The sequence below is a fragment of the Streptomyces phaeofaciens genome, assembly GCF_014648915.1.
GTDB classification, from domain to species: Bacteria; Actinomycetota; Actinomycetes; order Streptomycetales; family Streptomycetaceae; genus Streptomyces; species Streptomyces phaeofaciens.
Window position 1 is genome coordinate 40,177 of sequence record NZ_BMSA01000005.1, and the last position, 12,611, is coordinate 52,787.

At 72.7% G+C, this 12,611-nt stretch carries 12 protein-coding genes; 6 read left to right on the forward strand and 6 right to left on the reverse strand.

Going from position 1 to position 12,611, the window contains the following annotated elements:
- Positions 1–32: 32 nt before the first annotated feature.
- From IE275_RS11660 to IE275_RS11670, 3 genes are all read right to left on the reverse strand, one after another.
- On the reverse strand, positions 33–1,160 hold the full coding sequence (locus IE275_RS11660; RefSeq protein WP_189710588.1) for a glycosyltransferase family 4 protein: 1,128 nt from the start codon (positions 1,158–1,160) through the stop codon (positions 33–35).
- Positions 1,161–1,329: 169 nt separating this feature from the next.
- Positions 1,330–2,751, reverse strand: coding sequence for a HEAT repeat domain-containing protein (locus tag IE275_RS11665; RefSeq protein WP_189710590.1), 1,422 nt, complete (start codon positions 2,749–2,751; stop codon positions 1,330–1,332).
- Between the two features lie 328 nt (positions 2,752–3,079).
- Complete coding sequence (locus IE275_RS11670; protein WP_189710592.1) at positions 3,080–3,472, reverse strand: ankyrin repeat domain-containing protein; 393 nt, start codon at positions 3,470–3,472, stop codon at positions 3,080–3,082.
- Between the two features lie 263 nt (positions 3,473–3,735).
- On the opposite strand from IE275_RS11670, the gene IE275_RS11675 reads away from it, so the two are divergent.
- Both IE275_RS11675 and IE275_RS11680 read left to right on the forward strand, forming a co-directional pair.
- On the forward strand, positions 3,736–3,930 hold the full coding sequence (locus IE275_RS11675; RefSeq protein WP_189710594.1) for a hypothetical protein: 195 nt from the start codon (positions 3,736–3,738) through the stop codon (positions 3,928–3,930).
- A 52-nt stretch (positions 3,931–3,982) separates the two neighbouring features.
- Entirely contained in the window at positions 3,983–5,638 is a 1,656-nt protein-coding gene (locus IE275_RS11680) for a hypothetical protein (protein ID WP_189710596.1), read from the forward strand.
- Between the two features lie 120 nt (positions 5,639–5,758).
- Here the strand turns inward: IE275_RS11680 and IE275_RS11685 are convergent, their stop codons facing one another.
- The gene (locus IE275_RS11685; protein WP_189710598.1) at positions 5,759–7,258 is read right to left on the reverse strand and encodes an SCO1417 family PLP biosynthesis transcription factor; all 1,500 of its coding nucleotides are present in this window, start codon (positions 7,256–7,258) and stop codon (positions 5,759–5,761) included.
- A gap of 99 nt (positions 7,259–7,357) precedes the next feature.
- Between IE275_RS11685 and yczE the strand changes: the two genes are divergently transcribed.
- The 4 genes from yczE (at position 7,358) to IE275_RS11705 (ending at position 10,829) form a co-directional block, all read left to right on the forward strand.
- On the forward strand, positions 7,358–8,011 hold the full coding sequence (yczE, locus tag IE275_RS11690; RefSeq protein WP_189710600.1) for a membrane protein YczE: 654 nt from the start codon (positions 7,358–7,360) through the stop codon (positions 8,009–8,011).
- On the forward strand, positions 8,008–8,775 hold the full coding sequence (locus IE275_RS11695; RefSeq protein ID WP_189710602.1) for a glycerophosphodiester phosphodiesterase family protein: 768 nt from the start codon (positions 8,008–8,010) through the stop codon (positions 8,773–8,775). Before yczE ends, IE275_RS11695 begins: the two co-directional genes overlap by 4 nt.
- A gap of 51 nt (positions 8,776–8,826) precedes the next feature.
- A complete protein-coding gene (locus tag IE275_RS11700; RefSeq protein ID WP_189710604.1) occupies positions 8,827–10,176 on the forward strand; it encodes an MFS transporter in 1,350 nt (449 codons plus the stop codon).
- A gap of 278 nt (positions 10,177–10,454) precedes the next feature.
- Positions 10,455–10,829 carry an RNA polymerase-binding protein RbpA gene (locus tag IE275_RS11705; protein WP_020128921.1) on the forward strand — a complete coding sequence of 125 codons (375 nt, stop codon included), beginning with the start codon at positions 10,455–10,457 and terminating at the stop codon, positions 10,827–10,829.
- A gap of 107 nt (positions 10,830–10,936) precedes the next feature.
- Here IE275_RS11705 and fxsA read toward each other — a convergent pair whose 3' ends face one another.
- Positions 10,937–11,473: an FxsA family membrane protein gene (fxsA, locus tag IE275_RS11710; protein WP_189710606.1), complete on the reverse strand. Its 537-nt coding sequence runs from the start codon at positions 11,471–11,473 to the stop codon at positions 10,937–10,939.
- A 133-nt stretch (positions 11,474–11,606) separates the two neighbouring features.
- Complete coding sequence (locus IE275_RS11715) at positions 11,607–12,407, reverse strand: polyprenol monophosphomannose synthase (protein WP_189710608.1); 801 nt, start codon at positions 12,405–12,407, stop codon at positions 11,607–11,609.
- Positions 12,408–12,611: the final 204 nt, after the last annotated feature.

The following is a 12,611-nucleotide window of genomic DNA, read 5'->3' on the forward strand; positions in this document are numbered from 1 at the left end:
GGCCTCGCCACCCGTCGACGCCCGTCCCGCGCTCACGCCGCCACCACCGGTCGGCGCGCGGCGAGCACGTCCGTGTAGTGACCGAGCAGCTGGTCGCCGACGGCGGCCCAGGTACGGCCCTCGACGGTTGCGCGTCCGGCGGCCCCGTACGCCGTCCGCAGTGCGGGGTCGGCGGCCAGGGAGGCCACCGCGTCCCGTACCGCGTCGGCGTCGCGCGGCGGGACGAGCAGGCCGGTGCGGCCGTGCGCGACGAGGTCCAGGGGGCCGCCGGCAGCGGGCGCGACGACCGGCACACCGCTGGCCATGGCCTCCTGCACGGTCTGGCAGAACGTCTCGAAGGGGCCGGTGTGCACGAAGACGTCCAGCGAGGCGAAGATCCGGGCGAGCTCGTCGCCGGTGCGGCGGCCCAGGAGGGCCGCGCCGGGCAGGGCCTCCGTCAGCTGTGCCTGGCTGGGCCCGTCGCCCACCACCACGACCCGTACGCCGTCCAGCCCGCACGCGCCGGCCAGCAGTTCGACCTGCTTCTCGGGGGCGAGGCGGCCGACGTAGCCGACGAGCACCTCACCGTTCGGGGCGAGTGCGCGGCGCAGTGCCTCGTCGCGGCGGTCGGGGCGGAACCGTTCGGTGTCCACACCACGCTGCCACAGCTTCACCCGGGGCACGCCGTGGGTCTCCAGGTCCCGCAGGGCGGGGCCGGAGGGGGCGAGGGTGAGGTCGGCGGCGGCGTGGACGGACCGTATCCGTCGCCAGGCGGCGGCCTCACCGGCGTGCACATAGGTGCGGGCGTATCCGGCCAGGTCGGTCTGGTAGACGGCGACGGCGGGGATGCCGAGCCGGGCGGCGGCGGCCATGCCGCGGACGCCGAGGACGAAGGGGCTGGCCAGGTGCACGATGTCGGCCCGGTGCTCGACGATGGCCGCGGCGACACGTCGGCTGGGGAGGGCGACGCGGACCTGGGGGTAGCCCGGGAGCGGGAGGGAGGGGACACGGACGACGGGGCACGGCGCGAGGGCGTCCGGCCCGGTACCGGCGGCGGTGGCCGGTGCGACGACGAGCGGGGAGTGACCGCGATCTACGAGGTGCCGGGCGGTCTGGAGCGCGCAGTGGGCCACGCCGTTCACGTCGGGGGGAAAGGATTCGGTCACGATGACGACACGCATACCGGTGTTGTCGCCGTGCTGGACGTGCCCGCGTCAACGTGGATCTTTCCGGACGCCGAACGTCCCATGAGCGTTGCGCTGCGCACCCGAGCAGGTCAGACGGCATCCATGCGCGTCTGACCTGCGGGTCACTCCGCGTTCACCCACCGGGTACGCGTGTGTCCGGCGGTTACACGGCGGACGCCGGGTCCGGCCCGATCCGGCTCCGTACGGCCGTCTGCACCTCGGCCTCCTCGGCGGGGTCGGCGGCGAGCCGGCGCAGGCGTTCCACGACCCGGGCGTCGCCGGTCTCGGCGTGCCGGGCGGCGATCTCGCGGGTGGCCTCCTCGCAGTCCCAGAGGCACTCGACGGCGAAGCCGCTGGCGAAGGAGGGGTCGGTGGCGGCGAGGGCGCGGGCGCAGCGCCCGCGCAGATGGGAGGAGGCCGTCTCGCGGTAGATATGGCGCAGGACGGGGGCGGCGCAGACGATGCCGAGGCGTCCGGCGCCGTCGACGAGGGTCCACAGGGTGGGGGCGTCGCAGCCCTCGCCGCGTACGGCCTCGCGCAGGGCGCCGAGGACGAGGTCGCTGTCCTTGGTGCCGCCCAGGCAGGCGAGCATGCGTCCGGCGGCGGCTCCGAGCGCGTCGGGCCGGCGGGCCCAGCCGCGGGCCCGGTCGACGGCGGCCATGCTGCGCATGCGCTCGAAGGCGTCGACGGCGGCCTCGACGACGGGCGTGGTGCCGGTGGCCACGGCCCGTTCGACGAGGGCGAGGGCGGCGGGGTCGTTGCAGTCGGCAAGGTAGCGCAGGGCGGTGCAGCGGGCGCCCTCGGTGCCGTCCTCGGCGGCCCGCACGATCTCCGGCCGGTCCTCGGGGCCGGCCACGGCGACCAGGCACCGGGCGGCGGGCACATGGAGCGCGGCGCCGCGTTCGACGCCCTGCTGGGCCCATTCGAAGACGGCGTTCACGCTCCAGCCGGGGCGTGGTCCGCCCGGACTCATCTGGCGTTGCCAGCGGTCGAAGCAGCCGGCCTCCTGGGCGGCACGCACGCGTGTGGCGACGGGCTCGCGGGGGTCCTCGGCCCACAGCCGCCAGGGCCGTGGCTCGAAGGCGTCGCGGACGGCGGCGGCCAGCTCGGCCTCGCCCTCGGCGTCGGTCGCGAACCGCGCGAGCACCGGCACGGCCAGGGCGCGCAGCCCGGCGTCGTCGTCGCGCAGCGCGAGTTCGTCCAGGGCCCAGGCCCAGTTGGCGCCCGAGGCCGCGTATCTGCGCAGCAGTTCGAGGGCTTCCCGCCTGCCGTAGGAGGCGAGATGGCCGAGGACGGCCAGGGCCAGGCCCGTGCGTGACTCCTCGGTGTCGAAGACGTCCTCGACGTCGAAGAGGTGCGCCTCGATCTCGTCGAGGTCGCCGCCGAGGTCGAGGTAGAGCCGGGCGTAGTACAGGGAGCGGTTCTCCACCTGCCAGTCGTGGCGGGGGTCCCGCAGCACGCAGTGGTTCAGAGCCGCGAGCGCTTCGGCGCGCGGTGCGGTGAGCGCGTGCAGCGTGCCGTCGCCGCGGCCCCTCTGGAGGAGGCCGAGCAGCGTACCGCTGGGCGCTATGACCGGATCGAACATGGGAAACAGCCTCACATCAAGCGTCGACGCAACCGGGGACGTGCACTACCTGGCCGCGTGACAACACGTCGGGGCGCCCGCCGTTTCCTGCTTGCTGTAGACCATCTTCCTCTGCCTCTCGTCGGTGGCCCATGCGGACCGCATCACGGCCCGCGCGGTGCGGCAACACCTGCCCAGCCATCGCGTCCGTGAATCACGTCGTCATGATGACCCGGCTGTTCTGCCTGCCGCGACCGAAATTTCCGGCGGCCTTGTACCGCCTCCCCCGTGGTCGTCGATTTACCTGGTCAGGAACTGCTGTCGCACGTTGCCTGCTCGGACCGTCGGCTCAGTGCGCGCCGAACAGTTCGAGCAGTTCGGTCCTGGCGAACATCCGGGCCGTGTCGACGGCCGAGGGAGTGCCCGCGGCCGGATCGGCTCCGGCCTCCAGCAGGACCTTGATCACCTCGGTCTCGCCCTTGAAGGCGGCCCCGGCGAGCGGGGTCTGGCCCCGGTCGTTGATCCGGTCGGCCTCGGCGCCGCGGGCCAGCAGGGCCCGGACCGCGTCGGCGTGGCCGTGGTAGGCCGCGAGCATCACGAGCGAGTCGCCGCGGTCGTTGGTGAGGTTGGCCGGGACGCCCGCGTCGACGTACGCCACGAGCTCCTCGGTCCGGCCCTGCCGGGCCAGATCGAAGATCTTGGTCGCCAGCTCCACGACCTCGGGGTCGGGGGCTTCAGTCATCGGCCCGGTCCGCCTCTCACTACAACCGTTCAGGTGAATCGTCAGCGTACTGGCTCGTCGCGCACATGGCCGGTGCCCTCCGAGGCAAAGATCCCGAAGAGACCCGTTCGACGCAATTCTCCTGCTCAGGCGGCCCAGCAGACCTTCAGCCACCTGGGGGAAATCGTGGGGATTTCACCCAGTTGCACCTTTTATCGTATAGATACATGCTGTGATCCTGGAAGTACTCATGGTGACTGTCCCCACGAACCAGGAGATCCCCAATGATCCTCTCCGTCTCAGGCGTCGTCCTGCTCGGCATCGTCGTCTTCCTCTTCTTCCGCAAGGACGGCCTCAAGCCGTCGCACTGCTTCGCGTCGACCCTGTTCGGCTTCTACCTGGCGAGCACGGCCATCGCCCCGAGCATCAAGGCAGGCGGCGAGAGCCTGGCCAGCCTCCTCGGCGGCATCAAGTTCTGACGCCGCCACACCCGCCGTCCGTCCGTTCCGTACGCACCATCAGGAGACAGCTGTGGCCCGGCGCCCCCTCCCCCGCATCCTGAGCACAGGCAGCGCCCAGATCGCCCGGAGCCGGGAGCTGGCCCGGACGGCGGCGGACAGTGCCACCGATGTCCTCCATCCGCTGATCACGATCACCCGCGGTCTGGGCCGGCTGGCCTCGGCCGGGCGGCGCAAATGGGCCGACACCCCCAAGGACAGGCGCGGCCCGCTGCTGTTCCTGGTGGCCTCGGTGATCCTGGTCGTGGCCCTGGTGCCGTACGGACCGCTGCTCGCCGTCATCACCCTGATGACGGCGGCAGCCTGGCAGGGCCGGGACCGCACCCCACCGGCTCCCGAAGGCCCCGACGAGTCGCAGACCCAGCGGCTCCAGTCGCTGTACGAGGCCCTGGTCCCGTACTTCTCGACGGCCGAGGACCCTTCTCCCCTGTACGCGCACGGCGGCGAGTGGGAGAAGGCCTTCCCTGCCTACGAGTTCGACGGCTCGGGCCGCCTCACCCACCTGGTGATCCGCTACCCGGCGTACTTCCCGGACGGCGAGGCCGAGCCCCGCGCGCGGATCGAGCTGCTGCTGACCGCGAAGGCGGGCCGCGGCCGCGAGTACCACTTCGGCTGGGAGGAGGAGGGCAACGAACTCACCGTCGGCGTCCTCGCCCCGCTCCCCACCGACCTCTTCGCCCAGCGCTTCGTCACCGCCCCCGGCGAGACGGTCCTGGGCTTCACCGACCCCTCAGGCGTCCAGCGCACGCTCCCCCTCACCCACGGCGAGGAGCTGCGCGACGTCCCGCCGGTCGTCTGGCGCACCGGCGTCCGCTCCACCGAGCCGCATCTGCTGGCGGTCGGCCAGCCCGGCAGCGGCACCTCCACCCTGCTGCGCTCCATCGCCCTCCAGGCCCTTCGGTACGGCGACGTCCTGATCGTCGAGGGCGGCGGCACCGGCGAGTACTCCTGCCTCACCGGCCGGGACGGCGTCCTGGGCGTCGAGGTCGGGCTGGCCGGGGCGGTGGCCGGCCTGGAGTGGGCGGCGCACGAGACGGAGCGCCGGCTGATCAGCGCGAACCGCGCCCGCCAGGACGGCGGGCAGCCGCCGGACGACACCAAGCGCCCCCTGTGGATCCTCCTCGACCGCCCCACGGCCTTCACCCACCTCGCCGAGGCGGACGGCCGCGAGGACCCGCAGGCCCTCCTCCAGGTCCCCCTCCGGCACGGCCGCGCGGCCGCGGTGACGGTGGTGGTCGCCGAGCAGTTCGACAGCCTGGACCTGCTGAGCGACGCCGTACGGCAGCACACACGCGCGCGGGTCGTGCTCGGGCCCGCCTCGACCGGTCAGCTGAAGGCCGTCCTCGGGGCCCCTGCGCACACCACTCCCGTCGACCAGGTCCCCCCGGGGCGCGGCTACGCCCGGCTGGGCACGGGACCGGTGCACCGCCTCCAGGTACCGGCGACCCCGGACCCGCACGACGACGCGACGAGCGACGCCCACCGGCAGGCCGTACTGGACCTGCTGCCCCCACGGACCGCTCCGGCGGACGCGGAGACGACCCCGGCGGACGCGGAGACAACTCCGGCCGACACGGGAAAGACTCCCCCTGACGAGGGGCCGGCTCCCTCCGACCCGGAGACGACGAAGTCGCTCCCGGTGCCGGTCGAGGCGGCGGTCGCCGACTAGGAGCCGCCCGGACCCGGGACCCAGGACATGAGCGGGCGGGCCGACCCTCCGGGGCCGGCCCGCCCGCTCATGTCCCCACGGCCCTCACGGCCCCTACGCCGCCTACGCCGCCTACGCCGCCTACGCCACGAACGTCCGCGGCCCCTCGCCGCCCGCCGTCCCGCCGCTGCGAACGATCCGGGCCGCCGCGGCCAGCCGGAGCGCGGCCTCCTCCGCCACCGCGCCGCCCACGGTGAACGGCAGCCGCACGAAGCCCTCGAAGGCCCCGTCGACCCCGAACCGGGGTCCGGACGGCACCCGTACCCCGACCCGCTCCCCCGCCTCGGCGAGCCGCGACCCGGACAGACCCCCGGCCCGCACCCACAGCGTCAGGCCGCCCTTGGGCACCGCGAACTCCCAGTCGGGCAGCTCCCGCCGCACCGCCGCGACCAGCGCGTCCCGGTTGTCCCGGGCCTGTTCGCGGCGCACCTCGACGGCGTGCTCCCAGCCGCCGGTGCCGAAGAGCCAGTTCACCGCCAGCTGCTCCAGCACGGGCGTGCCCAGGTCGGCGTAGGCGCGGGCCGCGACCAGGCTGCGGATGACGTCCGGGGCGGCCCGTACCCAGCCGATGCGCATCCCCGCCCAGAACGCCTTGCTCGCCGACCCGACCGTGATCACCGTCGACCCGGCGGGGTCGAAGCCGCACACCGGCCGGGGCAGCACCACGTCGTCGTCGAGCCACAGCTCGCTCATCGTCTCGTCCGCGACCAGCACGGTCCCGGCCGAGCGGGCCGCCTCGACCAACCGGCGCCGCTGGTCCTCGTCGGCGAGCGCGCCGGTCGGGTTGTGGAAGTCGGCGACGACGTACGCGATCCGCGGCGCGGCCTCGCGCAGCACCTGGCGCCAGCGGTCCATGTCCCAGCCGGCCAGCCCCTCGGCCATCGCGACGGGCACCAGCCGCGCGCCCGCCTCCCGCATGAGCTGGAGGATGTTGGCGTACGAGGGCGACTCGACGGCGATGCGCTCGCCGCGGCCGCCGAAGAGATGGCAGATGGCGTCGATCGCACCCATCGCGCCCGTGGTCACCATGATCTGCTCGGGCATGGTCGGGATCCCGCGCGCGGTGTACCGGTCGGCGATCATCGCGCGCAGCGCGGGCAGTCCGGCCGGGTAGTCGCCGTGCGTGTGGGCGTACGGCGGCAGCTCCTCGAGCGCGCCCTGGACGGCGCGGGTGAGCCAGGGCTCGGGCGCGGGCAGGGCGGCGCAGCCCAGGTCGATCATCGAACCGAGGGCCTCGGGCGGCAGGGGTTCCAGGCCGCGCGCCGGGAGCGGATTGCCCGCCGGGACGGCCGTCCAGCTGCCGGCGCCGCGCCGGGACTCCAGGAACCCCTCGGCGCGCAGCGCCTCGTAGGCGGCGGCTACGGTGGTCCGGCTCACGGAGAGGGCGAGGGCGAGTTCCCGTTCGGCGGGCAGGCGGGCGGCGACCGGGACGCGGCCCTCCAGCACCAGCAGCCGTACGCCGTCGGCGAGGGAACGGTAGGCGGGTGGGCGGCGCGTGCCCGGGCCGGCCGGGCGGTCCTGCTGGGACTTGAGCAGCCGCGCGAGCTGCGCGGCCCCCACCGCGGAGGTCCACTGCGCCATGGATACCAGTCCACCTTCCCCGAATTGGCCATGGATGACGATTCCATCCACGCCACAGAGTGTCATGGGTCAGGCCACTTCCACTACAGGGGGCATCTCTTGCCGAGCAGGGGACATCTCACACGCCGGCTGGTCCAGCTCTACGCCGGACTGGCCCTCTACGGCGCCAGCTCGGCGCTGCTCGTCGAATCCGGCCTGGGGCTGGAGCCCTGGAACGTGCTCCACCAGGGCCTGGCCGAACTCACCGGTCTGACGATCGGGGTCGTCTCGATCGTGGTGGGCGCGGCGGTGCTGCTCCTGTGGATCCCGCTGCGCCAGCGCCCCGGTCTGGGCACGGTCTCCAACGTCTTCGTGGTCGGCCTCGCGATGGACGGCACGCTGGCCCTGCTCCCCGAGTCGCACCAGCCGGCCGTACGCGGCGCCCTGCTGGTGGCCGGCATCGTGCTCAACGGCGCCGCCACCGGCCTGTACATCTCCGCCGCCTTCGGACCGGGCCCGCGCGACGGGCTGATGACCGGACTGCACCGCCGCACCGGCCGTTCGATCCGTCTGATGCGCACCGCGATCGAGGTGGCGGTCGTCGTCACCGGCTTCCTGCTCGGCGGCACGATCGGGGTCGGAACACTGCTCTACGCCGTGTCGATCGGCCCGCTCGCCCAGGTCTTCCTGCGGGTCTTCGCCGTTCCGACGGCATCCGACGGCAGCACGGTCGTTGCCGGCGGGTCACCCCGAGGGGCGATACTGCGTCCGTGACCACCCTCATACGCCACCCGTACCTCGACCATCCGGGCCCCATCCCGTTCGCGCACCGCGGCGGGGACGCCGACGGCCTGGAGAACACGGTGGCGCAGTTCCGGCGCGCGGTCGAGGCGGGCTACCGCTATGTCGAGACCGATGTGCACGCCACACGGGACGGCAGGCTCGTCGCCTTCCACGACGCGACGCTGGACCGGCTGACCGACGGCGCGGGCCGGATCGCCGACCTGCCGTGGGCGGACGTACAGCAGGCGCGCGTGGCGGGCCAGGAGCCGGTTCCGCTGTTCGAGGAGCTGCTGGAGACCTTCCCCGAGGTCCGCTGGAACATCGACATCAAGGCCGAGCCGGCCCTGCACCCCCTGCTGAACCTCATCGCGCGCACCGACGCCTGGGACCGGGTGTGCGTCGGTTCCTTCTCCGAGGCGCGTGTGGTGCGCGCCCAGCGGCTGGCCGGGCCGCGCCTGGCGACCTCGTACGGCACCCGGGGCGTGCTCAACCTGCGGCTGCGGTCCTGGGGCGTGCCCGCGAGGCTGCGCCGCTCGGCGGTCGCCGCCCAGGTGCCGGAGGCCCAGTCGGGCATCCAGGTCGTGGACTCCCGCTTCGTCCGCGCAGCCCACGCGCGCGGGCTTCAGGTGCATGTGTGGACGATCAACGATCCGGAGCGGATGCACCGGCTCCTGGACCTGGGAGTCGATGGCATCATGACCGATCACATCGACACGTTGCGCAAGGTCATGGAGGACCGGGGCGTCTGGGCCTGACGGTCCGCGCCGCCCTCGCGCGGCTCCTTCAGCGGGGAAGCGAGGGCACGGGTGGGCATCGACACCGTGCGGACGGCTGCGTCCGACGAGACCGCCGGGCGGCGGCGCGAGCAGCGCGGTTGGTACTTCTACGACTGGGCGTGCTCCGTCTACTCGACGAGCGTGCTCACCGTGTTCCTGGGCCCGTATCTGACGTCGGTCGCCAAGGAGGCGGCGGACCCCGAGGGGTATGTGCATCCGCTGGGCGTCCCGGTGCGCGCGGGGTCGTTCTTCGCGTACTCGGTGTCCCTGTCGGTGATCGTGGCCGTGCTGCTGATGCCTCTGGTGGGCGCGGCCGCCGACCGCAGCGGACGCAAGAAGCCGCTGCTGGCCGCCGCCGCGTACACCGGTGCCGCGGCGACGATGTGCATGTTCCTCCTGGACGGCGACCGCTATCTGCTCGGCGGTGCGCTGCTGATCGTGGCGAACGCGGCCCAGTCCGTGTCGATGATGCTCTACAACTCCTATCTGCCCCAGATCGCCCCGCCCGAGGAACGCGACGCGGTCTCCTCGCGCGGCTGGGCCTTCGGGTACGCGGCGGGCTCCCTGGTCCTGGTGGTGAACCTGGTCCTCTATCTCGCCCACGACTCCTTCGGCGTCTCGGAGTCGACGGCCGTGCGGATCTGCCTGGCCTCGGCGGGCCTGTGGTGGGGCGGCTTCACCCTGATCCCGCTGCTGCGGCTGCGGGACCGCCCGCCGGCGGCGCGGGAGGGGAAGACGGCTCCGGGGCTGCGCCAGCTCGCGGCGACGGTCCGGGACATGCGCCGCCACCCGCTGACCCTGGCCTTCCTCCTCGCGTATCTCGTCTACAACGACGGCATCCAGACCGTGATCTCCCAGGCCTCGGTCTACGGCTCGGAGGAACTCGGCCTCAGCCAGTCCACGCTGATCGGTGCCGTCCTGCTGGTCCAGGTGCTGGCCGTCGCGGGCGCCCTCGGCATGGGGCGGCTCGCCCGGACGTACGGCGCGAAGCGCACGATCCTCGGCTCGCTGATCGCGTGGACGCTCACCCTGGGCGCCGGGTACTTCCTGCCCGAGGGGGCGCCCGTGGGCTTCTTCCTGCTGGCGGCGGCGATCGGGCTGGTCCTCGGCGGCAGCCAGGCCCTGTCCCGCTCCCTCTTCTCCCACCTGGTCCCGCCGGGCAAGGAGGCCGAGTACTTCTCGGCGTACGAGATGAGCGACCGCGGGATGAGCTGGCTGGGACCGCTGCTCTTCGGGCTCACCTACCAGCTCACCGGGAGCTACCGGGACGCGATCGTCTCGCTGGTGGCGTTCTTCGTGATCGGGTTCGTGCTGCTCGCGCGGGTCCCGGTGCGGCGGGCGATCGGGGCCGCCGGGAACCCCGTGCCCGAGAAGATTTAGCGCTCAGGACGAAAGGGCGGTAGTGTACGCGTTTGGCCTGCCAGGCGTACCGTTACTGCGCGTCAAAGATGCCGAAACGCTGGGTGACATCTCCTTTCAGATGTGACAAACCGGGCGCCGGTGGGTACTGCACTGGTTGACAAGGCTGCGGCTACGACGGCGACGCATGACCCGGAACGGTCCTCGGAACGGGAATCTTTACCGCCGACCGGACGTTGACCGGATGACGACGACAGCGACACCTGTCCTGTGGGCGACAAGCCCGGGAGGCACGATTCATGAGTGAGCGAGCTCTTCGCGGCACGCGCCTCGTGGTGACCAGCTACGAGACGGACCGCGGCATCGACCTGGCCCCGCGCCAGGCCGTGGAGTACGCATGCGAGAAGGGGCACCGCTTCGAGATGCCCTTCTCGGTCGAGGCGGAGATTCCGCCGGAGTGGGAGTGCAAGGTCTGCGGAGCCCCTGCACTCCTCGTGGACGGCGACGGCCCTGAGGAGAAGAAGGCCAAGCCCGCGCGTACGCATTGGGACATGCTGATGGAGCGGCGGACCCGCGAGGAACTCGAAGAGGTCCTCGAGGAGCGACTGGCCGTTCTGCGGTCCGGGGCGATGAACCTTGCGGTACATCCCCGGGACAGCCGCAAGTCCGCATAGGCGGACAGCAAGGCGGCACACACCAACGCACGCCAGACGACCGCGGGCGCCGTACGTATCTCACGTACGGCGCCCGCGGTCGTCGTGCGTGACGGCGGCGGGAGCGGCTACTGCTCGTCCCGGATGACCTCGCCCTGCACCACCTTGCCGTCGGGGCGGTGGATCCGGACCTGCTGATAGGCGTCACCCAGAGAACCGGGCACGCCCGCGGCGGCCAGCAGCCGGCGCTCGGCGTAGGCGCTGACGGCCTTCTGGACCGGCGGCAGGAGCAGCAGCAGGCCCACCGCGTCGGAGAGCAGGCCGGGGATCATCAGCAGCAGGCCGCCGAGCATCATCAGGCCGTTGCCGCCGCCCCGGGTCGGGGCCGTGCCGCGCTGGAGCGTCTCGTTGAGGTTGCGGAAGGCCCGGCGGCCCGCCCGCTTGATGACCACCGCGCCGAGCACGAAACCGGCCACGAGCAGGAGGAAGACCGAGAGTCCGCCGGCCGCGCCCGCAACCAGCGTCAGCAGCCAGATCTCCAGCACCAGCCACACGGCGAGCCCCAGCGGCAGGAACGTCCGCAGGCGGGAACGCCGGGGCCGGGTCGCGGCGGGGCCGGGGGCACCGGAGGTGGGGTACGTCGGGATCGGAGCGCCAGTCGTCATACGTCCAGTGTGCCTGGGCGAGGCTCAGAGCGGCATAAGAGGACGATCAGTCGTTTCTGTGCGACATCGCGGCCGATCGTTTCCGCAGGCGGCACGGCCTCCACCGGGCTCGCACCGGCTCCTGCCTCCGCGGCTACTTCTGCGGCGCGTCTCCCCGCCCCGTGATCTTGCCGACCCGCTCCCCCACACCCCATGCCGTGACCCGCCACAGCGCCTCGACGAGGATGTCGCGGCTCATCTTGGAGTCGCCGTGTTCGCGTTCGACGAAGGTGATCGGGACCTCGACGACGTGGTAGCCGGCCTTGACGGCACGGCGGGCCAGGTCGACCTGGAAGCAGTAGCCCTGGGAGGCGACCTCGTCGAGACCGAGGCCCTCCAGGGTCTCGCGGCGGAAGGCCCGGTAGCCGCCCGTGATGTCGCGCAGCGGCAGGTCCAGGGCGAGCCGGGAGTAGAGGCTGCCGCCGCGGGAGATGACCTCGCGGGACTTGGGCCAGTTCACGACCCGGCCGCCCGGCACCCAGCGGGAGCCCAGGACCAGGTCGGCGCCCTTGAGGGCGGTGAGCAGCCGGGGCAGTTCCTCGGGCTGGTGGGAGCCGTCGGCGTCCATCTCGACGAGCACGCCGTAGCCGTTCTCCAGGCCCCAGCGGAAGCCGGCGAGGTAGGCGGCGCCGAGGCCTTCCTTGCCCTTGCGGTGCAGCACCTGGACCTGGTCGTCCTCGACGGCGAGTTCGTCGGCGAGCTTCCCGGTGCCGTCGGGGCTGTTGTCGTCGGCCACGAGGACGTGGGCCTCGGGAACGGCCTTGCGCACCCGGCCGACAATGCCCTTGATGTTCTCCGCCTCGTTGTAGGTCGGAATGATCACCAAGGCGGTGCCGAGCGGGCCGAACCGCCTCTCCCGGTCCTGTGCCGCGAGGGTCCCGTCGCCGTCGTTCACTGCTGCCCCTTCGTGTCCGTACGCAGGGGACCACCATAGTGGCCGCCGCCTGCGGTGACGTGACGGGACGTTCGTATGGTGGTGTCGTTTTCCGAAGAGCGGGGTAAGACTGTCGTTTTGGGCTTGTATGTACGCAGTACCCCGGGCGCAGGCGCGCCAAGCGTGCCGCGGCGGGGGGCCCGGCGCTCTTCGGGCCGACCTGGG